General features: G+C 68.5%; 22 protein-coding genes. 13 read left to right on the top strand and 9 right to left on the bottom strand.

The features are described 5' to 3' along the window. Window positions 1-41: 41 nt before the first annotated feature. Entirely contained in the window at window positions 42-1,547 is a 1,506-nt protein-coding gene (rpsA, locus tag ACZ5IK_RS29690) for a 30S ribosomal protein S1 (RefSeq protein ID WP_101608826.1), read from the bottom strand. Between the two features lie 304 nt (window positions 1,548-1,851). Between rpsA and ACZ5IK_RS29685 the strand changes: the two genes are divergently transcribed. The 6 genes from ACZ5IK_RS29685 (at window position 1,852) to ACZ5IK_RS29660 (ending at window position 7,878) form a co-directional block, all read left to right on the top strand. Further along, on the top strand, window positions 1,852-2,715 hold the full coding sequence (locus tag ACZ5IK_RS29685) for a class I SAM-dependent methyltransferase (protein WP_465490712.1): 864 nt from the start codon (window positions 1,852-1,854) through the stop codon (window positions 2,713-2,715). After that, entirely contained in the window at window positions 2,712-3,614 is a 903-nt protein-coding gene (locus ACZ5IK_RS29680; RefSeq protein ID WP_465490711.1) for a GNAT family N-acetyltransferase, read from the top strand. Before ACZ5IK_RS29685 ends, ACZ5IK_RS29680 begins: the two co-directional genes overlap by 4 nt. Window positions 3,615-3,646: 32 nt before the next feature. Continuing rightward, a complete protein-coding gene (locus tag ACZ5IK_RS29675; protein ID WP_465490710.1) occupies window positions 3,647-4,576 on the top strand; it encodes a GNAT family N-acetyltransferase in 930 nt (309 codons plus the stop codon). A gap of 139 nt (window positions 4,577-4,715) precedes the next feature. Next, entirely contained in the window at window positions 4,716-5,411 is a 696-nt protein-coding gene (locus ACZ5IK_RS29670; protein ID WP_465490709.1) for an ATP-binding cassette domain-containing protein, read from the top strand. Further along, window positions 5,408-7,303: a YhgE/Pip family protein gene (locus ACZ5IK_RS29665; RefSeq protein WP_465490708.1), complete on the top strand. Its 1,896-nt coding sequence runs from the start codon at window positions 5,408-5,410 to the stop codon at window positions 7,301-7,303. The genes ACZ5IK_RS29670 and ACZ5IK_RS29665 overlap by 4 nt, the downstream gene beginning before the upstream one ends. Beyond that, window positions 7,300-7,878, top strand: a complete 579-nt coding sequence (locus tag ACZ5IK_RS29660; protein ID WP_465490707.1) for a TetR/AcrR family transcriptional regulator — start codon at window positions 7,300-7,302, stop codon at window positions 7,876-7,878. Before ACZ5IK_RS29665 ends, ACZ5IK_RS29660 begins: the two co-directional genes overlap by 4 nt. Here the strand turns inward: ACZ5IK_RS29660 and ACZ5IK_RS29655 are convergent. The 7 genes from ACZ5IK_RS29655 to polA all read right to left on the bottom strand — a co-directional run bounded on the left by ACZ5IK_RS29655 (window position 7,875) and on the right by polA (window position 18,675). Continuing rightward, on the bottom strand, window positions 7,875-8,201 hold the full coding sequence (locus ACZ5IK_RS29655; protein ID WP_101613301.1) for a CU044_2847 family protein: 327 nt from the start codon (window positions 8,199-8,201) through the stop codon (window positions 7,875-7,877). The two genes, ACZ5IK_RS29660 and ACZ5IK_RS29655, sit on opposite strands and share 4 nt — an antisense overlap. 10 nt (window positions 8,202-8,211) lie before the next feature. Further along, entirely contained in the window at window positions 8,212-9,501 is a 1,290-nt protein-coding gene (locus tag ACZ5IK_RS29650) for an ABC transporter substrate-binding protein (RefSeq protein WP_465490706.1), read from the bottom strand. Continuing rightward, complete coding sequence (locus ACZ5IK_RS29645) at window positions 9,498-10,586, bottom strand: hypothetical protein (RefSeq protein WP_465490705.1); 1,089 nt, start codon at window positions 10,584-10,586, stop codon at window positions 9,498-9,500. Before ACZ5IK_RS29645 ends, ACZ5IK_RS29650 begins: the two co-directional genes overlap by 4 nt. Beyond that, window positions 10,583-12,007, bottom strand: coding sequence for a VWA domain-containing protein (locus ACZ5IK_RS29640; RefSeq protein ID WP_465490704.1), 1,425 nt, complete (start codon window positions 12,005-12,007; stop codon window positions 10,583-10,585). The genes ACZ5IK_RS29645 and ACZ5IK_RS29640 overlap by 4 nt, the downstream gene beginning before the upstream one ends. 14 nt (window positions 12,008-12,021) lie before the next feature. Beyond that, window positions 12,022-14,265 carry a tetratricopeptide repeat protein gene (locus ACZ5IK_RS29635; protein WP_465490703.1) on the bottom strand — a complete coding sequence of 748 codons (2,244 nt, stop codon included), beginning with the start codon at window positions 14,263-14,265 and terminating at the stop codon, window positions 12,022-12,024. After that, window positions 14,262-15,866, bottom strand: coding sequence for a S1 family peptidase (locus ACZ5IK_RS29630; RefSeq protein ID WP_465490702.1), 1,605 nt, complete (start codon window positions 15,864-15,866; stop codon window positions 14,262-14,264). The genes ACZ5IK_RS29635 and ACZ5IK_RS29630 overlap by 4 nt, the downstream gene beginning before the upstream one ends. A gap of 64 nt (window positions 15,867-15,930) precedes the next feature. After that, window positions 15,931-18,675 carry a DNA polymerase I gene (gene polA / locus ACZ5IK_RS29625; protein WP_465490701.1) on the bottom strand — a complete coding sequence of 915 codons (2,745 nt, stop codon included), beginning with the start codon at window positions 18,673-18,675 and terminating at the stop codon, window positions 15,931-15,933. Between the two features lie 62 nt (window positions 18,676-18,737). On the opposite strand from polA, the gene ACZ5IK_RS29620 reads away from it, so the two are divergent. Both ACZ5IK_RS29620 and ACZ5IK_RS29615 read left to right on the top strand, forming a co-directional pair. After that, window positions 18,738-19,166: a PaaI family thioesterase gene (locus ACZ5IK_RS29620; protein WP_038511292.1), complete on the top strand. Its 429-nt coding sequence runs from the start codon at window positions 18,738-18,740 to the stop codon at window positions 19,164-19,166. A gap of 93 nt (window positions 19,167-19,259) precedes the next feature. Further along, on the top strand, window positions 19,260-20,228 hold the full coding sequence (locus tag ACZ5IK_RS29615; RefSeq protein WP_465490700.1) for a LysR family transcriptional regulator: 969 nt from the start codon (window positions 19,260-19,262) through the stop codon (window positions 20,226-20,228). Here the strand turns inward: ACZ5IK_RS29615 and ACZ5IK_RS29610 are convergent. Then, window positions 20,194-21,015 carry an alpha/beta fold hydrolase gene (locus ACZ5IK_RS29610; RefSeq protein WP_465490699.1) on the bottom strand — a complete coding sequence of 274 codons (822 nt, stop codon included), beginning with the start codon at window positions 21,013-21,015 and terminating at the stop codon, window positions 20,194-20,196. The genes ACZ5IK_RS29615 and ACZ5IK_RS29610 overlap by 35 nt on opposite strands. Before the next feature lie 468 nt (window positions 21,016-21,483). Here ACZ5IK_RS29610 and ACZ5IK_RS29605 point away from each other — a divergent pair, with 468 nt between their 5' ends. The 5 genes from ACZ5IK_RS29605 (at window position 21,484) to ACZ5IK_RS29585 (ending at window position 26,321) form a co-directional block, all read left to right on the top strand. Beyond that, window positions 21,484-22,638 (top strand): branched-chain amino acid ABC transporter substrate-binding protein, encoded by a 1,155-nt coding sequence (locus tag ACZ5IK_RS29605; RefSeq protein WP_410599218.1) that lies wholly within the window; start codon window positions 21,484-21,486, stop codon window positions 22,636-22,638. 111 nt (window positions 22,639-22,749) lie between these two features. Then, window positions 22,750-23,721: a branched-chain amino acid ABC transporter permease gene (locus ACZ5IK_RS29600; RefSeq protein ID WP_410599219.1), complete on the top strand. Its 972-nt coding sequence runs from the start codon at window positions 22,750-22,752 to the stop codon at window positions 23,719-23,721. After that, window positions 23,718-24,848, top strand: a complete 1,131-nt coding sequence (locus tag ACZ5IK_RS29595) for a branched-chain amino acid ABC transporter permease (RefSeq protein ID WP_465490698.1) — start codon at window positions 23,718-23,720, stop codon at window positions 24,846-24,848. Before ACZ5IK_RS29600 ends, ACZ5IK_RS29595 begins: the two co-directional genes overlap by 4 nt. Beyond that, window positions 24,845-25,618 (top strand): ABC transporter ATP-binding protein, encoded by a 774-nt coding sequence (locus ACZ5IK_RS29590; RefSeq protein WP_465490697.1) that lies wholly within the window; start codon window positions 24,845-24,847, stop codon window positions 25,616-25,618. The genes ACZ5IK_RS29595 and ACZ5IK_RS29590 overlap by 4 nt, the downstream gene beginning before the upstream one ends. Then, window positions 25,608-26,321 carry an ABC transporter ATP-binding protein gene (locus ACZ5IK_RS29585; protein WP_016335497.1) on the top strand — a complete coding sequence of 238 codons (714 nt, stop codon included), beginning with the start codon at window positions 25,608-25,610 and terminating at the stop codon, window positions 26,319-26,321. The genes ACZ5IK_RS29590 and ACZ5IK_RS29585 overlap by 11 nt, the downstream gene beginning before the upstream one ends. Window positions 26,322-26,362: the final 41 nt, after the last annotated feature.

Raw genomic sequence — 26,362 nt, 5'->3', positions numbered from 1 at the left:
ACCGGGGCCGCTGTCTGTCAGCTAGTGGCTGAGCGCCTGGATCACGCGCCGCCCGACAGCTTCTCGCGGAGAGCCGCGAGCTGCTCGTCGCTGGCCAGCGTGCCACCGCTCTTAGCCTCGGCCGGAGCGGAGGTGTAGCTCTGCTCGCCCGAGTCGCTGCTGCTGCTGGTGACACCGGTCGCGGCGTCGGCGGCTGCCTCGGCGTCGGCCTCGGCGGCCTTGACGACCTGCTTCATGTGAGCCTCGTAGCGGGTGTGAGCCTCGGCGTACTGACGCTCCCACTCCTCACGCTGCTTGTCGAAGCCGTCCTGCCACTCCTGCGTGTCCGGGTCGAAGCCCTCGGGGTAGATGTAGTTCCCCTCGGTGTCGTACTCGGCGGCCATGCCGTACTGAGTGGGGTCGAACTCGGTCTCCGGCGTGACGCCCTCGTTCGCCTGCTTCAGCGACAGCGAGATGCGACGACGCTCGAGGTCGATGTCGATGACCTTGACCATCACGTCGCCGTTGACCTGGACGACCTGCTCCGGGATCTCCACGTGGCGCTCGGCCAGCTCGGAGATGTGCACCAGGCCCTCGATGCCCTCTTCGACGCGCACGAACGCACCGAACGGAACGAGCTTGGTGACCTTGCCCGGCACGATCTGGCCGATCGCGTGGGTGCGGGCGAACTGACGCCACGGGTCTTCCTGGGTCGCCTTCAGCGACAGCGAGACGCGCTCGCGGTCCATGTCGACGTCCAGAACCTCGACCGTGACCTCCTGGCCGACCTCGACGACCTCGGAGGGGTGGTCGATGTGCTTCCAGGACAGCTCGGAGACGTGCACCAGGCCGTCGACGCCACCCAGGTCCACGAAGGCACCGAAGTTGACGATGGACGACACGACGCCCTTGCGGACCTGGCCCTTGGCGAGCGCGTTGAGGAACTCGCTGCGCACCTCGGACTGGGTCTGCTCCAGGTAGGCACGGCGGGACAGGACCACGTTGTTGCGGTTCTTGTCCAGCTCGATGATCTTCGCCTCGAGCTCACGGCCCACGTACGGCTGCAGGTCGCGCACACGGCGCATCTCGACCAGCGACGCGGGCAGGAAGCCACGGAGGCCGATGTCCAGGATGAGGCCGCCCTTGACGACCTCGATGACGGTGCCCTTGACGGGCTCGTCCTTCTCCTTGAGCTCCTCGATCGTGCCCCAGGCGCGCTCGTACTGCGCACGCTTCTTGGACAGGATCAGACGGCCTTCCTTGTCCTCCTTCTGGAGGACCAGGGCTTCGACCTCATCGCCGACGGTGACAACCTCAGCCGGGTCGACATCGTGCTTGATGGAGAGCTCACGCGAGGGGATGACACCCTCGGTCTTGTAGCCGATGTCGAGCAGGACCTCGTCACGGTCAACCTTGACGATGGTTCCTTCGACGATGTCGCCATCGTTGAAGTACTTGATCGTCTTGTCGATCGCTGCGAGGAAATCTTCCTCCGACCCGATGTCGTTGATAGCGACCTGCGGGGCCCCAGTGGGGGCGGTCGGGGCGGTGGCGGTGTCGGTCGTCATTAGGCGGGTTGCTCCGGTGGATGGGAAGTAGTGGGTTTGCGGTTAGGGCACCATGGGCTCTTCCGGCATGAGGCGACCACATCTGCAAACGTCCACAGGGAACGACCGCGAGCATCACCGCATCCGGTACGCGACCCCCTGACCCGGACGCTGAGCGAACCGGGGGAAAGAGTAGCGCGAACCCACTGCGCTAACAGATATCCTACGCGGCCCCCTGTACACGGCACAATCAGGGTCGCTACCGCGATCACGCCGGGCGGATAAGCTGTCCTGCGAAGCCCTGACCTGGGGAAAGGATATCGGTTTGAGTCAGCAGTCCGCCACCGAGCAGCAGCCGGAGGCCGAAAGGCACGCGCAGGCCGAGGAGCGGCTCGGCACCGCGGGGGTCGCCTATCGGGCGGTCTCGGCGCCCGAGGCGACGGCCGCGAACCTGGCGTGGTGGGACGCCGACGCCGACGACTACCAAGCGACCCACGGCGGGTTCCTCGGCGACGCGGACTTCGTCTGGTGCCCGGAGGGCGTCCGCGAGGCCGATGTCGCACTCCTGGGTGAAGTCGGCGGCAAGCGGATCCTCGAGGTCGGTTGTGGACAGGCGGCGTCCTCGCGCTGGCTCGCCGCGCAGGGCGCCGAAGCGGTGGCGACCGACCTGTCGGCGGGCATGCTCCGCCACGCGAGGGAGGGCAACGAGCGGACCGGTCTCGCCGTCCCGCTCGTGCAGGCGACGGCGGAGTCGCTCCCCTTCGCCGACGCGAGCTTCGACGCGGCGTGCTCGGCCTTCGGCGCGATCCCGTTCGTGGCGTCGGTGGACGTCGTGTTCGCCGAAGTCCACCGGGTGCTCCGGCCGGGTTCCCGCTGGGTGTTCTCGGTGACCCATCCGATGCGCTGGATCTTCCCCGACGACCCCGGGCCGCAGGGCCTCACCGTCACCCAGCCGTATTTCGACCGCACGCCCTACGTCGAGGTCGACGAGGAGGGCGTCGCGACCTACGTCGAGTACCACCGCACTCTCGGCGACTACGTCCGCGCGCTAGCCGACGCCGGTTTCGCGCTGACGGATCTCATCGAGCCCGCCTGGCCGGAGGGCCACTCCCGCACGTGGGGGCAGTGGAGCCCGCTGCGCGGCAAGCTCTTCCCCGGTACCGCGATCTTCTGCACCCAGCGGGGATGACCTCGACGGCGGCGCTGCAGCGGGCGCGGTTCGCCGCGCTCGACCCGCTGCTCCCGTCGCCGCCGCCGCTCCCTCCCGGCGAGCCCGTCGAAGCAGGTGGCGCCGCCGGGACGATCGCGCACGTGCGGTTCGCGACGGGCTCCTGGCAACGGCTCTGGAGCCCGGCGCACCTGCAGATCCTCACCGCGATCCTTCCCCGCGACGCCGGCGCGGGCATGAGCGCGCTGCTCTCCGCCTGGCGCGAGCGGATCGCGCTCGCCGACCCCGAACCCGATTCGTCGTGCACGGTCACCTGGCCCAGCCGTGACGTCGTGGTCACGCGGGCCCTGCTCGACCACGGGCTCGCGCCGCAACTGGCGCTGGCCGTCCGCGCGCCCGCGCTGGGCGAGGCGCACGCCGTGCCCGGCGTGACCGTCCGGGAATCCTCCGGCGGCGATCTGGAGGAGATCGTCGCGCTGCGGTTCGAAGAACTTCGCTACACCTCGTTCGTCGGCCACGGCGTCGTCCGCCCCGGGGCCAGGGCCCTGCTCGCCGAGGAGGTCCGGCGCGGGCTGCAGTTCGGCGGCCGCGTCTGGATCGCCGAAGAGGAAGGCGTCACGGTGGGGATGGTGACCGGCGGAAAGCGCTCCCCGGCAGCGGGCGACGCGCTCGCGGGACGGCTGCCGCCCGGCGAGTGGGGCTACGTCGGCACGCTCGCGGTCACCGCCGCCGCGCGGGGGCGCGGGATCGGGCGCGCGCTGACCGCCGTGGCACACGACGAGCTGTTCTCTCCGTCGTCGCGCGGTACCTTCGTCTCGTACAATCCGGCCAATCCGCTTTCCCCGGTGTTCTGGCACCGGCAGGGTTATCGTCCTCTGTGGACGACGTGGGCGGCGAGCCCCGCCAGTGCCCTGCGGTAGCGGTGACCGGCGCGGTCGACCCTGGGGGCGGGATGGAAATCGAAAAGACGCTGTTCGACGCGCACCGGGCACGGTTCGCGGTGGTCGACCGGCTGCTGCCCGAAGCCGCCCCCGCCCCGATCGCCGGCGAGCGGGTGGACGCCGCCACGGCGGCGGGTGTCCAGGTCACCGGCGTGGTCCAGCGGCAGCTGCACGGCCCGGACGACATCCCCCTGCTCTGGTCCGCCGCCGACGTGCGCCAGCTGTTCCCGTTCATCGGGAACACCGGTACCGAGGGCATGGACGTGCTGCTGCGCGCGTGGCGGACGTGGATGGACGCCGAATCCCCCGGTGAGGATTCGTCCTGCGTGGTCAATTGGCCGAGCCGGGACGCCGAGGCGATCCGCGCCTTCCTCGACCACGGGCTGGTGCCGATGTCCGCGCTCGCCGTACGCACCGGCTGCCATCCCGACGCCGCGGCCGACGACAGGGTGGCCATCCGCCGGGCACGGACGGAGGACTTCGAGGAAGTGCTCGCGATGGCCGTGTCGACGCACGACTACATCGGCCAGGTCGCCACCCGGCAGCGCTCGAACGCCGCCGAACTGCTCGCCCCGGCCCTGGAACGGGCCCTCGGCAAGGACACCCCGCTGCTGTGGCTCGCCGAGCGGGAGGGGGCGACCGTCGCGTTCGCGCACGCCGCCTGGATCACGTCGTCACCGGGGTCGGCCGAGGCGGAACTCCTCCCCTACGGCCGCTGGGGCTACGTCAACAACGTCGTCACCGTGCCCGGCCTGCGCGGGAACGGACTCGGGCGGACCTTGATGTCCGTGGTGCACACAGAGTTCTCCGCCGACGGCGCGGACGGCACCTACCTCTACTACAACCCGACCAACCCGCTTTCTTCGGTGTTCTGGCACCGGCAGGGTTATCGTCCACTGTGGACGTCCTGGGAGGTCCACCCCGCTTCGGCCCTGCGATAACCGTCCGGTTTGCGGTGGTTTCGTCACCCTTGCGTGTGACGTGGGCCCCGCACGGTTGTGCACCTCCCAGGTCAGGGCTAACTTTTGAACTGACCAGTCAGTTCAAAAGTTCCGCGAGTCACCGACCTGGGAGTTCTTCGTGCGGGTTCAAGCCGACAGGGTGTCCGTCACCGGACCCCACGGCACGTTGCTGTCGCCTACTTCACTCACCGTTTCGGGTGGTGAGCTGGCGATCGTGCACGGCGAGCCAGGAGTGGGCGTCACGGCCTTCGGGCTGGCGCTGGCAGGCAGATTGAAGCCCGCCACCGGGACGGTGACCGTCGAGGGCGGCGACCCGCACAAGGTCGTGGCGGTCGTCGACGCGCCCGGCGTGAGCGAGCCGGACGGCGCGCTGTCGCTGCAGGTCGTCGTCGGGGAGGAACTCGAACTGGCGAAGCGGCCGTCGAACAAGGCCGCCGTCGCGAGCTGGCTGGCCGAGCACGACGCCGCCGCGTTCGCCACCACCCGCTTCGAAAACATCGCCGCGGTGACGCGCACCCGGCTGCTCACCGCGCTCGCCGCGGGCCGCAAGGACGTCGGTGTCCTCGTGCTCGACACCCCCGACAGGCACACCAGCGACGTCGACAGCTGGGCCCGGCTCGCCCGCGAGCACGCCGAACGCGGCCTCGCCGTCATCGTGCTGACCGCCACCACCCCGGTTTCGGCCCTGCCGGAGACGCCCGCCCTCTGCGGCGCCCTCGAGCAGCCCGACCCCGTGCGCTGCGCGCCTCTCGAACCAGAGGCGGAGCCGGACGAAACCGAAGAGACTGAAAAGACTTCAGGAGACCAGGAATGAACCCCGTCCGGATCGCCGCCAACGAGCTGCGCCGGCTGAGCAGCGGCACCCTGCCGAAGCTCGCCATGGCCGCGCTCGTCCTGGTGCCGCTGCTCTACGCGTCCTTCTACCTCTACGCGAACTTCGACCCGTACTCGCGCCTCGACAAGCTGCCCGCCGCCGTCTTCACCTCCGACGCCGGTGCGAAGGACTCGGCCGGAGCGGAACGCAACGTCGGCCGCGAAGTCACCGACGAGCTGGTCAAGTCCGGCACGTTCCAGTGGCACGAGGTCTCCCCGGAGGAGGCCGCCAAGGGCGTCCGCGACGACACCTACTCGTTCGCCATCGGCATCCCGCGCGACTTCTCCACGGCGCTGCTGTCCTCGGGCAACTTCCAGCCCCAGCAGGCGACGATCACGCTGACCACGAACGACGCCAACAACTATCTGTCGGGCACCATCGCGAAACAGGTGGCCGAACAGGTCCGCAAGACGATCGCGGAAAAGGTCGGCAGCGAGGCGGCCGACAAGTTCCTGGTCGGCTTCTCCACGATCTACGGCAAGATCCAGGAGGCGTCGACGGGCGCCTCGCAGCTCGCCGACGGCGCGGGCAAGCTCAAATCGGGCCAGCAGCAGCTCGCCGACGGCGCGTCCCAGCTCGCCTCCGGCAGCTCCCAGCTCGCGACCGGGCTCGGCACCCTGAAATCCAGTACCGCCCAGCTGCCCGCCCAGACGCAGAAACTCGCCGACGGCGCCGGTCAGGTCGCCGACGGGAACCAGAAGGTCGCCGACGCGGCCTCGCTCGCGGCGACGGCGTCCGGGGACATCCAGACCAAGCTCGACGGCTACCGCACCCAGCTCGCGCAGGACCTGCGGAACGCCGAGATCCCGGAGGCGAAGGTCCAGGAGATCCTGAGCCGCCTCGACACCCTCCGGTCGCCCGTCGACCAGGCGAACACGAAGATCCAGAGCGCGAACAGCCAGGTCACCCAGCTCGCGTCCGGCGCGCGCCAGGTGTCCGACGGCGCGCACCAGCTGGCCTCGGCGACGCCGCAGCTCACCAGCGGGATCGCACAGGCGGCCGACGCGTCGAACCAGATCCGTGACGGCGCGGCGAAGCTGAACGACGGCGAGAAGTCCGCGGTCACCGGCACGAACCAGCTCGCCGACGGCGCGGTCCAGCTGCGTGACGGCCTCGCCGCCGGGCTCAAGGAGATCCCGAACCCCGACGACCCCACTCGCGCGGCCACCGCCAACACGATCGCCGACCCGGTCGCGGTCAGCTCGTCCGGCGTCGCCTCGGCCGGGACCTACGGCGCGGGCCTCGCCCCGTTCTTCATCTCGCTCGCCACCTGGATCGGCGCGTTCGTGCTGTTCCTGTTGCTGCGCCCGCTTTCCACCCGCGCGCTAACCGCGGGCGCGTCACCGTTCAAGGTCGCGCTCGGCGGCTGGCTCGCCTCGGCCCTGCTGGGGATCGCGCAGGTGATCGTGCTGTTCGGCGCGGTGACCTGGCTGGTCGGCATCGACGTCGCGCATCCGCTGGGCGCGATCGGGTTCGCCGTGCTGGTGTCGCTCACCTTCACCGCCGTGGTGCACGCGCTCAACGCCTTCTTCGGCGCCGTCGGGAAGTTCCTCGGCCTGGTGCTGCTGGTGCTGCAGCTGGTCAGCGCGGGCGGCACGTTCCCGTGGCAGACGATCCCGGACGCGCTGTACCCGTTGCACATCGTGCTGCCGATGGGTTACGCGATCGACGGGTTCCGGCACCTGCTCTACAGTGGCGCGTCGATGAAGATCCTCGGTGACATCGGTGTCCTGGTCGCGTACCTCGTCGGCGCGATCCTGGTTTCGACGCTGGCCGCGCGGAAACGGCGCACCTGGACGGTTTCGGCGCTGAAACCCGAGCTGGCGTTGTGACCACCCGGGGTGAGGCGACGAAGCAGAAGTTGTTCGAGGCGACGCTGCGGCTGTCCGCCAGCCGCGGCCTCGTCGGGCTGACGGTGGACGACATCGCGGCCGAGGCGAAGGTCGCCAAGGGCACCGTCTACTACAACTTCGGCAGCAAAGACGGTCTCGTCGACGCACTGCTGCGCTACGGCGTCGGGGTGCTCGCGGACCGCCTGCGCGCGGCCACCGGCGACGGCGACCCGATGGACGTCATCGAGTCCCAAGTGGACGGTGCGCTGGAGTTCATCGCCGAATACCCCGGTTTTTCGCAAATCCTGGTGAGCGAGATGTGGCGGACGCCCGGCACGTGGCACGAGACGCTGACGTTGCTGCGCGAGGAGATCATCTCGATCGTGCGCGATCAACTCCACCGGCTGGACGCCGCCGGGCGGCTGCCCGACGGCGTCCAGATCCAGACGGCCGCGGCCGGGTTGTTCGGCACGATGCTGGTGGTCGCGCTGGACTGGCAGGTGTTCCAGCCGAAGCGGACACGGGCCGATGTCCGGGAATCGGTGATGGTGCTGATCCGGGGCCTCGGCCGCTAGCGGGTCTCCGGGTCCCGGACCCACTTCAGCTTGACCTCGAAGTTCCCTTCCAGCCCCGTTTTCGCGATCACGGCGCCCGCCTGCGCGGTCAGCTTGACGCCGAATTTGAGCTCGACCTCGTCCGGTCCCCTCGTCATCGACCGGAAGGTGTCGAGTGCCGCCGCGGCCGCGTCCTTCACGTTCGCCAGCGCCGCCTCGAACGAGCCTTTGGCGTCCTCGACCAGGTCGTCACGCCGGGAGACCCGGGAGGTGCCGGGGACCGGGTCGATCTCGACGACCACCGAACCGCCGCCTTCGAGCGGGAACCGCGCCAGGTCGTTCACCGGTACTCCTTCACTGTCCACATTGGATCTTCAACCACTCGCCGGGCTGGATGCTCTTCTGGACGTCGTCGAGCTGCTTCAACAGGATGTCCAGCCGGTCCCGGTTGCTCAGGTATTCCAGGACGGCGCGGTAGAACGCGCCGGTCATCGTCGGCGGCATCAGGTCGGAGGCGTCGAAACACAAGGCTGGAGCCGAGGTGATCGTGTCCGCGATCCTCCTGCTCACCTGGTCCGGATAAACGTCGAGGCCGAGCTTCCGATTGGCGGAGAACGCGTTCGCGCGGGAAATGGACGGCCAGATCCGCTGGGCTTTTTCCGAAGCCAGATATTCGATCAGCTTCCGCGACTGTGGGGTGTCCCGGAACATCCCGGCGAGGTCGGCGGCGACCTCCGAGACGTCGCGCCCCGGGAAGTCGAGGAAATCGAAATCGAGGCCCGGTCTCGGCGACGTGCCGTCAGCCCGCTTGAAATTCTGATACCGGCTCACGATGAACGACGGCTGGTGTTCGAGCACACAGCCCGGCGGCTCGGTGAACATCGGTTTGCCCGCGTCACCGAAGTCGGTCAGCAGCGCGGCCGCGGTGCCGCCGCGGATCCCGGCGGGCTCGAGCAGAGAACCCCAGTCCAGCCATGCTTGTTTGACCTCCGGTGATGTCCACTTCAGACTCCCGGACGCCCACCGCCAGTACTTCTCCGGCCCCGCCGAATGCAGCAGGATGTCCTCGATCCAGTCGGTTCCCGGCCAGCCCGAGGTGGGTGGGGCGCCCATCCCGACACACCACGGCGTGCCGCCCGCGGCCGTCAGCCCGGCGGAGTACGTGCGGAGACCGTCGAACGTCGTCGGGCGGATCCCGGTCAGCCTGGCCGGGTTGTACCAGATCACGCTCTTGAGATCGGCCTTCACGGTGACCGTGTACAGCTTGTCGGTGCCGATCTTCTGCAGGGCGACCCATTGCGGGCTGAAAGAACCCGCCATTGTCGCGGAGAGGTCGTCGGCGAGGGGCAGCAGATCTCCCGTCTTCTGGTATTTCGCCAGCACTCCGGCGCTGGACAGGACGGCGACGTCCGGCGGCGTACCACGCTGGACGTCCGCGGCGAGCACCTGATCGGCGGCGCGAGTGCCCTGATAGAGGTGCTTGATCCCGGTGTCGGCGGTGAAGGCGTCTAGCACCTGCCGGAACGCGTTCGCCTCGTCCCCGGTCCACGGCCCGAGCAAAACGACCGTTCCGCCGTCCGCTGACACTGAACAACCGCCCACGGCCAGCGACAACGTCATCAGCAACGCCAGCAGCCGGTTCACGGGCGGTACCGGTATTCCTCGATACGGGCGTGCAGTCCGAGCAGGATGAGTCCGCCCGCGAGCAGGGTGCCCGCCGGGATCAGGAACTCCCTTCCGCCGGATTCGGCCGCACCGACGGCGTCGGCTGCCACGGCCTTCACCCCCGCCGTGGCCACCGGGGTGTTGCCGGTCGCCACCGTGGAGGTCTGTCGTGCCCTCGCCCGGAATTCGTCGGCGGTCACACCGCATCCCTGCTCCTCGTCGCAGTACTCGGTCAGCAGGTCGGCGAGCCGTCGCTGGCCCGCGTCGTCGGCCGCCTGGATCTGCGCGCCCCGGGCCGCGGCGACGCCGTCGAGCCGCTCCCCGACCGAGTCCAGCCGGTCGCGGCTGACCAGGGTGAACACCAAGGCCACCCCGACGGCGGCGACCAGCACGGTCGCCGCGAGCAGCGGGAGGTTCGCCACGCGGCGAAAGCGCTTCTTCAGATACAGCTGGGTGAGAACCAGCAGCACCAGGAGGGCGAGGACGGGCAGAAGCCACAGTGGGAGCGTCGCGAGACTCACCCCGGTGGACGACAGCTGCCGGTTCAGCGCCTCACGTTGCCCGGCCTGCAACGATTCCAGCTCGTCAAGGGCTCCGCCAGGGGCGTGCAGGAGCCGTGAGGCGGTCCAGAGGTCGACCGCACCCAGCACAGGAGCGTCCGGCTGGCGGATGTGCACGTCGGCCTGCCCGATGGACCCCGAGTAGGCCGCGACCTGGCTTTCCACCACTTGTAACGCGTTGCCGCCGGACTCGCCCGCCTGGTTGAACTCCGCGACCCGCGCGAGGCTCTGGCTCGCCAGAGCCAACTGGTTCGCGTACTCCTGGCCCGGCCCGACGAGTTTCGCCTCACCGGAGGCGAAACTGGTGATCGCGGCGGCGTCGGCGGCCACCAGCGCGGCCCGCGCGGCGGTCACTTCGAGCACCGCCTGCGACGTCCGGTCGCGGACGGTCTCCGCGGTGCTCTGGACACTGTGGAACGCCCACAGTGAGAGCACCAGCACCGCGAGGGTGAGCGCCAGCAGGGCGGTGCGGAGCCGGACCAGCCGCACCCGGGTCGCCGTCACGAATCCGCCCCGTCGAACGGTCTTCCACAGCCGACGCAGAAGTTCGCCCCGGCGGGAGACAGCGCGGGACAGACGGGACAGGCGACCGGCGGCGCGCCATCGGGTTCGAGCATCGGCTGATCTTCCTGCCGAGGAGCGATTTCCGAAACCCTCGAGGGGATGACGACGTGCAACGCGTGGCTGCGGGTCGCGTCCGGGCGCAGGCGCACGACGCCCTTCTCCACGTCGACGATCTCCACGACTCCCGCGAGGCGGCCGAGCGTCTCCTCGTCACCCGCGGCGCCGGCCAAGGCGGCCGCCCGGCCCCACTCCCGTTCGGCCCCGTCCCGGTCACCAGCCGCGTAGGCGTCGCCGCCGGCGGTCAACGCCTCGCCGAGATCGGCCTGCGCGGCGTACTTCGAGACCATCGGGTGAATCAGCGTCGGTGGGATCGGGTCGTGTGTCCACCGCCCCGCGATGGCCAGCGCGTCCTCCTCCGTCGTGGCCCCGGGAACGGGCACGAGTTCGGTCCACGCCAGCTGACGGTCCTGTCCGTGGCTGGGTTCGAGATCGGGATCGAGGTCCAGGATCAGCTGGTAGTCCCGCGTCTCGTCGCTCGCGAACGAACCGAGCGAGAGCTCCACCTCGCGGACGGCGATCTCCTGGCACCGGTCGGTGAGATCGTACTCGTCCGGGAACACCTGCTTGACCGACCGCAGCCTGCTGAACGGCATGGTGCCGACGCGCAGCCGGACCTCGGGCAGCACCTTCGTCATCGCGTTCTCGACGAGGCGCCGGAAGTCCTCGGTGAGCCTGGCGTCCTCGACGACGGAGTCGACGTTCCCGCGCAGCACCCGGCCGATCTGGGTGAGTTCGGCTGGCTCCCAGCCGTCGCCGATTCCCCTGGCGTCGCAGACGAACCGGCCCTCGCAACTGTTCAGCACGCTCATCAGGTCGGCCCTGGTCTGCGAATCGTTGCGGCCGTCAGTAAGGAGGATCGCGTGACGGACGGCGTCGGGGACGCCTTCGAAGAGGTCGCGCGCTTTGGCGAGCCAGGCCCCCATCGCGGTGCCACCGACCGCCGCGAGGTGCTCGACCACGGCGCGTGCCTCCGCCCGGGTCTGTTCGGAAGCGGTCACCAGGCCGTCCGCGGCCGGGTAGAGCATCGTCGCCCGGTCGGTCCCCTGGATGACGGCGAAGCGAACACCATCGGGGAGGACGTCGATGGCGGCCGCGGCGGCTCGCCGGGCCTCGCCGATCTTGGTGCTGGGGAAGCGCATCGAACTGGAGCAGTCGATCATCAGGACCTCGGCGGCCGTCCTGGTGACGGTCGCTTCGCCGCCGCGTGAGACGACCCGGACGATCGCGGTCATCGCCCGGTCCCCCACGGCCAGCAACTTGTTCTGGTGCACCTCGAGGCCGAGGGTCGGCTCCCCACTCATCGCTCGCTCCCTTTTCACACCAGCGTCACCGGTCTCACCGAGTTGGCGAGATCGATCAGGACGTCGTGCGGTCCGGGCGCCGGCGCGTGATGGGCGAGCCGCCGGTACGACTTGTCCAGGAGCGTGCGGGCACCCGTCTCGGTGGACCGCAGGATCTCGCCGTCGGTGATCCCGTCCTGTCCGGTGAGCACCGCCGCCAGCGCGGTCTCGCGCACGGCCGTCACCAGCCTGTCGAGGCTGTCGCCGTCGAGGTCCAAAGCGGACAGCCGGACGACCGCGTCATCGAGTTCGGCCGACGACGGGAGGTCGCCGGTCCCCGGCATCGGCGAGGACAGCACCCGCGCGCCGGCGATCCGCGCGGCCTCGTCGTAGCGCGAGAATTCCGGAACCTGGTCGAGGATTTCGACGGCGGCGGCGCGGTTGCCCCGCAGCAGCCGGACCCGCGCGAGCCCGAACGCCGCGCTGACCTGGGACCGGTCCCGCGCCCACAAGGCGTCGTAGTACCGCTCGGCGGCGGCCGCGCCGTTGAGGTGCTCCTCGCAGAGGCCCAAGGCGAGTTTCGGCGGTTCCTCACCGGGGATGTCGCGGTACACGGCGGCGAATTTCTCCTTGGCCGCGGCGAAGTCACCCGTGCCCAGCGCGATCAGACCCCGGTGCCATGTCACTCGCCAGTCGTGCGCGGCACGCTCGCCGAGCAGGCGTTCGGCCTCCGCCACCGCCAACGCGCCTTCGATGGTCGCCCCGAGTTCCAGGCGCGCTCGGCACCGGCGGAACTCGACCTCGACCGAACCGGGCACCTTGTCGAGTTTCTTCAGCAATCGCGCCGCGTCAGGGGCACGGACCGCGCGGAGAAAGTTAGCCTGCGGGTCTTCCGGATCCTCACGCGGCAGCGGCAGGCCGACAGCGATCTCCGCGGCGGCCGGTCGTTCGCCGAGCGAGACGCGTGTCCTCCGTGTCCAGTGCTCCAGTGGTGGCGCCTGGCCGAGTCCCGCGTCGAGCAGTACCGCCCCTTCGGTGAACAACGACGATCCCGGGGGCCGGGACAGTCTGTCCCGCAAGGAAAGAATCTCGCTGAGCACACCGTCGAGCTGGACGAGCATCTCGCGCGCGGTCGCGAATCGCTGCTCGAAGGGAGCGGTCGCGCGGTCGAGGACACAGATGAACGATTCGATGCCGAACCGGACGCCGCGTGCATCGGGGGTGACCGACCAGCCGTCGCTGGCCTGGAAGAGTTCCCGCAACGTCATGCCGACGGTGTGGATGTCGGACCGGACGGTGAGCCCCTGTTTCACCCGTTCTCGTGGAGTCACCTGATAGTGCTCGGTTCCGACGGCCGGGCTTTCGTCGTCCGAGATCTTCCGGATGGCACCGAAATCGATGACCTTGATCCGCTTCTCGCCCTGGATCACGTTGTCCGGCTTCATGTCGCAGTACAGCAGGCCCTCGCCGTGCAAGTAGTCGAGCGCGGTCAGGATCTCCCGGCCGTACGCCACGACGTTCTCGACGAGCAGGCGTCCCTCGCTGGAATCCAGCCCGGCCCGGCCGCGGTTCTTGATCTCCCGCAGGGAAAGACCGTCGACGAATTCCATGACGATGTAGCGGAAACCGTCGTGCCCGACCACGTTGAGGATCCGGACGATGTTCGGATGTTCCAGCGCGGTGAGGACCTGACTCTCGGTTTCCGCGATGCGCACGGCGGCGGTGTCGTTCGTGTTGATCAGGCCCTTGAGCGCGACGTGCATCCCGCCGAGTCCGGAATCCGTCGCGAGATAGACGAAACCGAGTCCGCCGCGCGCGACGCACCCGAGTACGTGATAGCGGCCGTCTACCACGTCGCCCGCCGCCAGCTTGGGCGAGAAGGAGAACGGTGTCCGGCAGACCGGGCAGAATCCCTCGGCGGGCGCGATCCCGCCGCCGACCGAGCGGCCGACCGGGGTGCCGGTGCAGCCGTGCTTGCCGCAGAACCGTTCCTCCTCCGGGACGTGCGGTTCGGTCAGCAGGCGGCCGGCGATGGCGGGGAGTTCGACGACCGGTAGCGGGACCCGGTCATCCGCGGTCGCGTGGCCCGCCATCTGCAGAGAACGGGTGACCACCGTGCTGGTGATCCTGGTCGGCGCTTCACCGGGACCGGGGATCACCAGGGTCGGCTTTTCCCGTGGAACGAGCTCTTCCGACGTTCCGGGTAGTAGCCCGCAGACCTTGCAGAAGCCGGTCTTGGCGAGCTTGCCCGAGCAACCGTCCTGTTCGCAGGCCGTCATCCGTCGATCCGTTTCCGTACGGTGTCCGCGTACCGCTCGACGGCGGCCGCCGCGGCCCCGAGGTCGCACGGTCCTTCGAAGAGCCTCCGCCAGGCGGGAGCGTAGGCGGCGTCCAGTTCGACGTCCTCGACGAGCCCGCTGTTACGGGCCATCTCGCCGTACGCGTCGAGCCGGGCACGGAGTTCCGCGCGCCGGGCGAGGTTCTCGTCGAGGAGACGGCGGAGGTCGCGGGCCCGCTGCCCGGCCCTGGCCACGGTCCGCTCGCAGGCGGGCAGATGCCGTTTCACCCATTCGGGTTCTCCGTCCCGCTCCGCCGAACGCAGTTGCGTCAACGCGCCTTTCAGCCGTCGCACCCTGGCCGGGGCCTCCGGCGCGTCGAAGAACCGGGGCGCGTCGCTCAGGTTGTCCTTCTCCAACCGGGCGAGTTCGTCCAGCCGGGTCTCCAGTGCGGAGAGGCGGCCCTCGATGTCATCCTCACCGGCGGGCAGGATGTCGGTGCCCGACCGGACCACGCTCACCCCCGGCGAACTTTCCTTCCGGAAGGCCAGCGCGAGCCGCAGGCCGAGTTCGTGCGCACGCTGGGCCAGCGGCAGGAGCACCTCGCCGACGAGTTCGTCGGGGTCGGCCGACTCGTCGATCCCGTAGACGACGACCGTCCGGCCGGTCCCGTGACGGCCGGCGGGCGAGTCCGCGGCGACGTCCAGGCGTTCGGAGATGCGGCGGCGGACCTCGTCGGCGGTCTTGCCGACCGCGTCGACGGCGAGGACGACACTGCCCACTGGCGGCACCGTCGGCCCGGACGCGCTCCGCCCCGCGCCGTGTTCGCGGTCGGCGAGGACGATCGCGCGGCGCAACGAGCCCGCGACGGCGGAATCGTCCGCGCCCATGATGATCACCCGGACGTCCGACCGGCCGTGCCCGCCGAGCCAGCCGGCGAATTCACGGGCGAAGAGCACGTCGATCACCGGCGGTTCGGGATAGTGGACGAAACTCGGGTCGATCGCCGGGCTGCCCTCGGCCCAGCGGCGCAGTTCCGGCAGGTAGCCGAGCATGGTCTCGACCGGGATCATCCAGGAGACCCGGGCGGCCTCGGTCGCGTACCGGGTCGCGACCATGCCGACGACGTGCCCGGTCCGGTCGGCGATCACCGCGGAACCGCTGAACCCGTGGGTGATCGGCTCGGCGTCGGGGGTCCGGTGCAGCTGGACGCGCTCGAGACCGTGCCCGCCGTCGCCGACGACGGTCGCCAGCGACCACATGCCGTCCGAACCGGACGGGAAGCCGTACGCGCGTACGCACTGATTGTCTTCGAGAGCCGTCCGGTGGAGCGGGGCGCCGGTGATCTGTTCCTCGGGGTGCCGCAGGCGGAGCAGCGCGACGTCCCCGCCGTCGTCGCCGATGGGGTCCGCCCGCGCGACGATCGTGGCGATTCCGGGCTCCACACCGGGAAGCGCCACGAAATCCACCGTGACGTCGTCGTGGCCTTCGATCACATGAGCGCAGGTGAGGAGATGCTCATTGTCGAGCATGGTCCCGGCGCCCAGGATCCGCCCACGATGATCGCGCAGCCGCACCCGCCAGCGTCTGCGCTCGGAAGTCACCCGGGAGACCCTACCGATCGTGAGTGGTAATGACGGTTAGAACCGTCATTACCACTCACGAGGCCTAATGCGCGGCGTCGTTCCAGGACCGCCCGTACCCGACCGAGACCTCAAGCGGGACAGCCAGTTCGTACGCCGAGCCCATTCCCTGGCGCACCAACGCTTCCAGCTCCTCGCGCTCGCCTTCGGCGACCTCGAGGACGAGTTCGTCGTGGACCTGCAGCAAAACCCGGCTCTTCAGCTTCGCCTCGGTCAGCGCCTTGTGGACGTTGAGCATGGCGACCTTGATGATGTCGGCCGCGCTGCCCTGGATGGGCGCGTTGAGCGCCATCCGCTCGGCCATTTCGCGGCGCTGGCGATTGTCGCTGTTGAGATCCGGCAGATACCGGCGGCGACCGAAGATCGTTTCGGTGTAACCGACCTTCGCCGCGTCGCCCACGACGGAATGGAGGTAATCGCGCACGCCGCCGAAACGGGAGAAATACGCTTCCATCTGTTCTTTGGCGTCCTCGGTCGAAATCCGCAGCTGCTGCGAAAGCCCGTACGCCGAAAGCCCGTACGCCAGGCCGTACGACATCGCCTTGACCCGGAACCGCAGTTCCGGCGTGATCTCCTCCGGCGGGAGCGAGAACGCGCGCGACGCCACGAACGTGTGCAGGTCCTCACCGCTGTTGAAGGCCTGGATCAGCCCTTCATCCTGCGAGAGGTGCGCCATGATCCGCATTTCGATCTGGCTGTAGTCCGCCGTCATCAGCTCGGCGTACCCGTCCCCGACGACGAACGCGTCGCGGATGCGGCGGCCTTCCTCGGTGCGGATCGGGATGTTCTGCAGGTTCGGGTCGACCGACGAGAGCCGCCCGGTGGCCGCGATCGTCTGCAGCAGCGTGGTGTGGATGCGGCCGTCGTCGGCGACCGCCTTGATCAGGCCCTCGACCGTGGTGCGCAGCCGGGTCGCGTCCCGGTGCTCCAGCAGGTGCTGCAGGAACGGGTGCTCGGTCTTCTCGAACAGGCTCTGCAGCGCCTCGGCGTCGGTGGTGTACCCGGTCTTGGTGCGCTTGGTCTTCGGCATGCCGAGCTCGTCGAACAGGATCACCTGCAGCTGCTTCGGCGAACCGAGGTTGACCTGCTTGCCGATGACCGCGTACGCCTCGTCCGCGGCCTGCGTGACCCGGCCGAGGTAGTGGGATTCCAGATTCGTCAGGTGCTCGATGTCGACCGCGATCCCCGCGGCTTCGAGTCCGGTGATCACCTGCAGCAGCGGCAGCTCCAGCTCGACGAGCAGCTGCGCGCCGCCGAGTTCCTCGAGCTCCTTGGTCAGCGCGCCCGCCAGTTCGGCGACCGCGCGGGCCTTGACCAGCTCGGCCTGGATCTCCTTCAGCTCCAGGTCCTCGGCGCCGCCGCCGTCGAGCAGGGAGAGCTGCCCGTCGCCGGTGTCCGCCTCGGAACGCAGCTCGCGGTGCAGGTACCGCAGGGCCAGGTCGTCGAGCTCGAAGGTGCGCTGCCCCGGCCGGACCAGGTACGCCGCGAGCGCGGTGTCCATGACGAGCCCGGCGAACGTCCAGCCGCGCGCGCGGACGGCGTGCAGCGGGACCTTGAGCTCGTGGCCGATCTTCTGGATCTTCTCGTCGGCGAGCCAGGCGGTGAGCGCCTTGTCGTCCTCGGCGTCCATCTCGGTGACGTCGACATACGCGCCTTCGCCGTCCGGCGCCGCGAAGCTGATGGCCCGCAGGTCCGAGCGGACCGAGGCACCGGTGGTGCGGAACGCCACGCCGACCGGCTCGCCCTGCCCGGCGTGCGCGGAAAGCCAGCCCGCGAGCGCGCCCGGAGCGAGCTTCGCGCCGCTGACCTCGAAGCCTTCTTCGGCCTCGGGCTCGGCGCTTTGCAGGGTGGCGAAGAGACGGTCACGCAGGACGCGGAACTCGAGCTCGTCGAACAGCGCGTGGACGGCTTCGCGATCCCAGGGGCGCAGCTCGAGACCTGTCGGGCCGAGCTCCAGCTCGACGTCGCGGATCAGTTCGGTGAGCTGGCGGTTCAGCATCACGGCGCCGAGGTGCTCGCGCAGCGCGTCGCCGACCTTGCCCTTGACCTCGTCGACCCGGTCGATCAGCTCGTTGAACGAGCCGAACTGCCTGATCCACTTCGCGGCCGTCTTCTCGCCGACGCCGGGGATGCTGGGCAGGTTGTCCGAGGGGTCGCCACGCAGCGCGGCGAAGTCCGGGTACTGGGCCGGGGTGAGGCCGTACTTCTCCTCGACCGCCTCCGGGGTGAACCGGGTCATCTCCGACACGCCGCGCTTCGGGTACAGCACGGTGACCTGGTCGGTCACCAGCTGGAGCGCGTCACGGTCACCCGTACAGATGAGGACGTCGAAGCCTTCGGCGGTCGCCTGTGTCGTGAGCGTGGCGATGATGTCGTCGGCTTCGTAGTTCTCCTTGGTCAGCGCGGGGATGCCGAGGACCTTGAGCACGTCCTCGACCAGCCCGACCTGGCCCTTGAACTCGTCCGGGGTGGCGCTGCGGTTGGCCTTGTACTCCTTGAACGTCTCCGAGCGGAACGTCTTGCGGGAAAGGTCGAACGCCACCGCGAGGTGGGTCGGCGCTTCGTCGCGCAACAGATTGATGAGCATCGAGGTGAACCCGAACACCGCGTTCGTCGTCTGCCCGGTCTTCGTCTTGAAGTTCTCCGCGGGCAGCGCGAAGAACGCGCGATACGCCATCGAATGGCCGTCGATCAGCAGCAGCTTGGGCCGCTCGGCCTGTGCGGTGGCAGGTGTGGCGTTGGCAACGGTCGTGTTCTCACTCGGGCTCACGGGAGCGAGTCTAGGGTGAGGGTCTGACAGTCCTACCTGTCGTGTCGTTTAAGGAGCTCTGCGTGACCGAACAAGCCCTCGAATCCTTCGCCGGGATCGACCCGGCCTTCGCCGGCCAGCAGCTCAACGACAAGCTCGGGCTCGAGATCAGCGAATTCGGTCCCGAACGCGTCGTGGGCAGCATCCCGGTAGAGGGCAACCTCCAGCCTTACGGCCTCCTCCACGGCGGGGCCAACGCCGTCGTCGCCGAAGCGCTCGGCTCGATGGTCTGCGCGCTCAACGCCGGCACCGACAAGGCGACGATGGGGCTCGAACTCTCGTGCACCCACCACCGGGCGGTCCGTTCCGGGCGGGTGACCGGCGTCGCGACCCCGGTGCACGTCGGACGCGGGACCGTCACCGCCGAGATCGTGCTGACCGACGACCAGGGGCGCCGCTCCTGCACGGCGCGGCTGACCTGCGTGGTGCGGGAACGTCCGCCAGGCGCCTGAGCGCCTGACCCTCGAAGTGTCATGAAAGGGTCGTTCAGGACGAAAGATGTCCTGAACGACCCTTTCATGACATCCAGCAGGGCAGGAGCAGGCGTGGATCTCGACACGGCCCAGGTGCGCGCGTTCGTCGCGACCGCGGACCACGGCCATTTCGGTCGCGCGGCAGAATCCCTGTTCCTCACCCAGCAGGCACTGTCGAAACGGATCCGGAAGCTCGAGGACGCACTGTCGGTCCCGCTCTTCCGGCGCACCAACCGGTCCGTCGAGCTGACCTCCGACGGCGGCCGTTTCCTTCCGCACGCGCGCGAGCTGATCCGCGCGGCGGACGCCGCCGTCGCCGCGATGGGCCTCCAGGACCGCCCACCCCGCCTCGACGTCATCGACCCGCGCCTCTCCCCGATGTACATGCTGCGGCGCATCGCCCAGCGCGACCCCGCGCTCGCCGTCGAACGGATCGCCGGGCGCGGGCTGGCCAACGCCCTCGACCCGCTGGTCCGCGGCGAGATCGACCTCGCGTTCGGCCGCGTCGCTGACCTCGGCCGCGAAGTACCCGCGGAACTCGAACACCGGCTCGTCCGGCTCGAGCCGCTGGTCGCCCTTCTCGCTCCGGAACATCCGCTGGCCGGCAACGAAGTGCTGAAACTGTCCGATCTCCGAAGCGAAGGCATCTGGATCCCGCAATTGGGCGGTCCGATCGAGTGGCTTTCTTATTTGCAACGCCTATGCAAAGAATTCGACGTCCCGATCGACGACTCCGGAGTCAGCTACGACCTCCGGCACACTCTGGAACAGACCCGCTACGGCAAGCAGCGGGTCACCCTCGCCGGCGCCGACATGGACCTCGCCTCCGACCTCAACCTGGCGGTCCTGCCCTTCGAGCCGTCGCCGCTGTTCCCCTGGTCGGTGGTGTGGCGGCGCGGCGAAGGTCCGGCCCTGCGGCGCCTGCTGGCGCTCGCGGGCCGGACCAGCCACGAAGAGGGTTGGTGCGCCTACGATCCCGAGCGGTCGTGGCTGCCCGACGACGACCTCAGACAGCTAGGTGCCGGGCGAACCAGCGCGTGAGCTCGGCATCGACCAGCTTCGCGTGTTCCGTCTGCGGAGCGGGTTCGAGCCCCGGCGCCTCGGCGAATTCGTGCGCCATCCCCGGGATGGTGACGAGTTCGGATCGCTGCTCCCCCAGCACCTTGTGCAGTGCTTCGGCCGGTTCCGTGATCGAGACGTCGTCCTCCCCGCCGATGACGAGCAGCACCGGTGCGGTCAGTTCCCCGGCCCGGCGCACGTAGTCGTACTCGTTCGCGACCGCGCGGGACCGGTCGGACCAGGGATAGGTGATGTCGTAGACCCGCTCGTTCGCGGCGATCACCGGCGCCAGCTGGGTCACCGGGTTCACCAGGGCTGCCGCCGCCACTTCGATCTCGGTGTGGGTCAGCATCTGCAGCGCGACCCCGCCGCCCTGCGAACCGCCGACCAGCCCGACCGGACCGTCCTCAATGGACAACCGTGAGCGCAGTTCCGCCACCGCTGCGGGGAACTCCGCCTCGACCTGCTTCGTGAGCGGCTCGACGACGTTGAGCACGTTGTCCTCGCTCGCGAGGCGGAAGAAGCCCTCGAAACCGCCTTCGGGGAACCGTTTCCCGGTCAGCGGCAACCCGAGGTGCACCCGCCACGCGTGCAGTTCCCGCATCGGCAGCGCCGCCGCCATGGCCGCCTCGCTGAACGGCGCGCCCAGCAGATGCCAGGTGAGCACCAACGGCGCCGGGCGCTCCTTGTCCGACGGCGGCAGTGCCACGAACGGGACCCCCGCCGCCACGCCTTCGATCGCCCCGTCCAGTTCGATGCTCATCGTCATTCTCCCAGGTCCTCTCGGTCTTTTCCGGCTCTGGGAACAGCTAACCGCGAGGTCAGGGTGCTGATCCAACAGCCGTTCCGGCCTCGATGACAACCATCGGTTGTCATGGCGGAAGAGAAGAGAGGGCACGGTTGACGCCCTTTGGGGCAGCATTGCTACGACGAACGGACGCCCTTGGCGACGGGAAAGGGCGCAAGATACGCGCCCGAAACATGATCATTACCCACAAGCATGATCGAGGTGGTAGCGGTGAATCCCCAGCGTGACCAGCGGAGACTCGTCAACCGGCAACATTCGCCTTTTCGTGCAATTCGTTCTGGTTTCGACCGTCACGATGTGGACACAGAGTGATGGGCGTCTGGGCAGATCATGGCGGAGGGGGATATCTTCCGTCCCTAACCTAGCCCCTGTGTCGGGGGCAACGCCTACCGGCGGCTGGTTGGTCATGGGAGGTAGTCGGTGTCAGGAGTGCGTTTTGGACGGGTTTTCGCCGTCGCGGCGGCTGCGTCGCTTGCGCTGGCAGGCTGCGCTGGCGGCAGCAGCTCGTCCGGCAGCGGTGACAGCAGCACGCTGAAGATCGGGTTCATGGGTGACCTCACCGGTGAGAACTCCGGGATCGTGATCCCGCCCCGCAACGGCGCGAAGCTCGCTATCGACGAGTACAACAAGACGAATCCGGCTACCAAGCTGGAACTGAAGGAGTACGACAGCCAGGGCAAGCCCGAGCAGGCGACGTCGCTGATCGCGACCGCCGTCGGCCAGGACAAGATCACCGCGCTGATCGGCCCGGCCTTCTCCGGTGAGTCGAAGGCCATCGGCGGTCAGCTGGAGCAGAACAAGATCCCGAGTGTCTCGCCGTCGGCCACCAACGCGGGCCTTTCCGCGAACGGCTGGAAGTACTGGCACCGTGTCGTCGCGAGCGACGCCAGCCAGGGCCCGGCCATCGCCAACTTCCTCATCACGGCGAAGTCGCCCAAGAAGGCGTACATCATCTCGGACGACCAGGAATACAGTGTCGGCCTTGCCGACAACTTCGAGAAGACCTTGAAGGAAAAGAACGTCCCGAGCGAGCGCGACAAGTTCGCCAAGGACGCGTCGGACTACTCCTCGACCGTGCAGAAGGTCAAGGCCGCGAACCCGGACATCATCCTCTTCGGTGGCTACTACGCCCAGGGTGGCCGTCTGCTCAAGCAGCTGCGTGACAGCCAGGTGACCGCCACCTTCGCCACCGGTGACGGTTCGCTCGACGCCCAGCTGATCAGCGGTGCGGGTGCCGCGGCCGCCGAAAAGGCCGTCGTCGGTTGCCCCTGCAACATTCCGGACGCCGGTTCCACCGACGAGTTCAGCACCAAGTACAAGGCCGCGTTCAACGTCGACCCGGCGATCTACTCGAGCGAGGGCTACGACGCCGCGACCGCCATCATCAACGCGGTCAAGGCGGGCAACACCACCTCGGAGAAGATCAACGAGGCCCTCAAGACGATCGACTTCAAGGGTGCCTCGAAGCAGATCAAGTTCAAGGAGAACGGCGAACCGTCCACGGACGCGATCAACGTCTACCAGGTCACCGGCGGCGTCCTCAAGAACCTCGGTGTGTCGACCGAAGCCAAGCTCAACGGCTGACGGAGCAGGTAGGAACACCTAACGGAAGCGGGGGCGCTGTGCGTGCACAGCACCCCCGCTTCCCGCAAATGTGGCGAAAGAATCCGCCCCGTCCCGTAAGGCATCCACGTCATGCTTCAAGATCTGCAAGCCCAGTTCCTCGGTAGTACCATCGGCGGACTGGTCGCCGGAAGCATCTACGCCCTCATCGCCCTCGGCTACACAATGGTCTACGGCGTGCTCCGGCTCATCAACTTCGCACATTCCGAAATCTTCATGATCGGGACGGTCACGTCCCTGTTCATCCTGATCACCATCGCGGGCGGCACCGCCCCGATCACGCTCGGCGTGTTCGGGATGATCGCCGTCCTGCTGCTGATCATCATCGCTTCGGCCGCCGTGTCCGGTGGTGCGGCGGTCCTGCTGGAGCAAGTGGCCTATCGGCCGCTCCGCAAGAAGGGCGCGACCCGTCTGGCCGCCCTGATCTCCGCCATCGGCGCCTCGCTGTTCCTGCAGGAACTGTTCGGCCTCGAGATCATCGAATGGATCACGGACAAGTCCGGGCGTGTACAACAGAACGCGCCGCGGTTCATCCCGCACGACCCGCTGTTCCACATCGGCAACGGCGTCGTGCGCACGGACCACGTGTTCGTCGTCGTCGGTGCCGTGATCATGATGGTCGTGCTCGACCAGCTGGTCAGCCGCACCCGCATCGGCCGCGGTATCCGTGCCACGGCACAGGATCCCGAAGCCGCCGTGCTGATGGGTGTCAGCATCGACAAGATCGTCCGGCTCACCTTCCTGCTCGGTGGCGCCATGGCGGGTGTCGCCGCCGCGCTGTACGTCATGGAGTACGAGAACACCGATTACCGCATCGGCTTCCTCCTCGGCATCAAGGCGTTCACCGCGGCCGTGCTGGGAGGTATCGGAAACCTGCGCGGCGCTCTGCTCGGTGGCATCGTCCTCGGGCTGGTGGAGAACTGGAGTTCCATCTTCTTCGGTTCAGCATGGAAGGACGTCACCGCCTTCGTGGTACTGGTGCTGGTCCTGATGTTCCGACCCACCGGCATCCTCGGTGAATCGCTGCAGCGGGCACGCGCATGAAGGGCGACGAAGAAGTGTCTACAGAAAACGGAACGCCCGCGCGCGCCGGGTTTCACCCCGTCGACGGTCTTCGGGACTGGTGGGCCCGCGCTCCGCATTGGCAGCGTTATGGCGTCTACATAGCCCTGATCATCGGCGCGCTGATCCTGCCCGCGCCGGCGATCGGCTCGTTCATGTCGCCGGACTCGGACTGGACGACCGTCCTGATCTTCCCGGTCGGGGTCTACATCCTGCTGGCGATCGGCCTGAACATCGTCGTCGGTCACGCGGGCATGCTCGACCTCGGTTTCGTCGCGTTCTTCGCGATCGGCGCCTACACCCTCGCCGTGATGGGCACCCAATACGGCTGGAGTTTCTGGGGATGCCTCGTGCTCGGCATCTTCCTGGCGGCGATGTCGGGGGTGATCCTCGGTGCTCCGACGCTCCGGTTGCGCGGTGACTACCTGGCCATCGTGACCCTCGGTTTCGGTGAGATCGTCCGCATCACCGCGACGAACACCGACGCCATCGGCGGCGCCCGCGGTATCACCAACGTCCCGCACCCGGAGCCCATCTTCGGGACCGAGTTCCTGCTCGACCCGGCGCCGTACTACTACCTGATCCTGGCGGCGATCGTGGTCGCGATCGTCTTCTCGGTCCGGCTGCACCGCAGCCGCGTCGGCCGCGCGTGGGCCGCGATCCGCGAGGACGAGGACGCCGCCGAACTGATGGGCGTCCCGACGTTCAAGTTCAAGCTGCTGGCGTTCGCCATCGGCGCCATGCTCGGCGGGATGGCCGGTGTGGTCTACGCCAGCAAGGCCGTCTTCATCGAACCGAACAACTTCCCGTTCATCCTGTCGGCGACCATCCTCGCGGCGGTCGTGCTGGGTGGAGCGGGAAACCTGCCCGGCGTGATCCTCGGGGCCTTCCTGGTCGCGTGGCTCCCGGAGCGGTTCCGGTTCCTGTCCGAGTACCGCATCCTGATCTTCGGTGGCGTGCTGGTGCTGATGATGGCGCTGCGGCCGGAGGGTCTGCTGCCTTCGCGGCAGCGCAAGGCGGAACTACACGAAGGAACGGGCGGGATGGGTGCCATGGGCGCCGAAGTCGCGGGTCCGGATTCCGAGGCTTCGTCGGAGGTGACGAAATGAGCGCACTGCTCGAGTTCGACAACGTGACGATGCGCTTCGGCGGCGTCACGGCCCTGAAGGAAGTCAACCTCACCGTCAACGCGGGTGAGATCTTCGCCCTGATCGGCCCGAACGGCGCGGGGAAGACCACCGTCTTCAACGTGGTCACCGGCGTCTACCGGCCGACCGAAGGCCAGATCCGTTTCGCCGGCTCGCAGGTCGACGGGATGAAGCGGTTCAAGATCAACCAGGCCGGTATCGCCCGCACGTTCCAGAACATCCGGCTGTTCCACAACATGTCGGCGCTCGAGAACGTGATGGTCGGCGCGGACTCGCACCACAAGACCGGCGCGATTTCGGCGACGCTGGGTCTTCCCGTGCACCGCAAGGAAGAGAAGCGCGGCCGGGAACTGGCGAGGGAACTACTGGACTTCGTCGGCATCGGACGGGTCGAGCACAACACCGCGAAGAACCTCTCCTACGGCGACCAGCGCCGGCTGGAGATCGCGCGTGCGCTCGCGACCGACCCGAAGCTGCTGCTGCTCGACGAGCCCGCCGCCGGCATGAACCCGGCGGAGAAGAACTCGTTGCAGCAGTTGATCCGCAAGATCCGTGACGACGGCCGGACCGTGCTGCTCATCGAGCACGACATGGGCCTGGTCATGCAGATCGCCGACCGGCTGGCCGTGCTCGACTTCGGCCAGAAGATCGCAGAAGGGCTCCCCCACGAGGTGCAGAACAACCAAAAGGTGATCGAGGCTTACCTGGGGGTGGCGGAAGATGCTTCTTGAGGTTCAGGACATCAACGTCCACTACGGGAAGATCGCCGCGCTCAAGGGAATGAGCATCGAGGTCGGCGAGGGCGAGATCGTTTCGCTCATCGGGGCCAACGGCGCGGGCAAGACCACGACGCTGAAGACGATCTCGGGCCTGCGTCCGCTGACCAGCGGCCGGATCCTCTTCGACGGCAAGGACATCTCGAAGACCCCGGGGCACAAGCGGGTCGAGCTCGGGATCGGCCAGTCACCGGAAGGCCGGGGTGTGTTCCCCGGGATGACGGTGCAGGAGAACCTCCTGATGGGTGCCTACACCCGGAAGGACGACCTGAAGGCCGACCTCGACGAGGTCTACGAGCTGTTCCCGCGGCTGAACGAACGCAAGACCCAGTTCGGCGGCACGATGTCCGGTGGCGAGCAGCAGATGATCGCCATCGGCCGCGCGCTGATGACCAAGCCCAAGGTGCTGCTGCTCGACGAGCCGTCCATGGGCCTGGCGCCGATGCTGATCGCGCAGATCTTCGACATCATCCGCGAGATCAACAAGCGCGGGACCACGGTCCTGCTGGTGGAGCAGAACGCGCAGCAGGCGCTGAAGCTCTCCGACCGCGCGTACGTGCTGGAGACCGGTGAAGTGGTCAAGAGCGCCCGCGGTGCCGAGCTGCTGGACGACCCGCAGGTGCGGGCCGCCTACCTCGGTGGTGACCTGGGCGTCTGACGCCTTTTGGGAGGGGCCCCGTCGCTTCCGCGGCGGGGCCC

This window comes from Amycolatopsis sp. NPDC031561, assembly GCF_055580625.1.
Note: the sequence above shows the minus strand (reverse complement) of the source record. Positions and strands in the feature narration are given on the sequence as shown.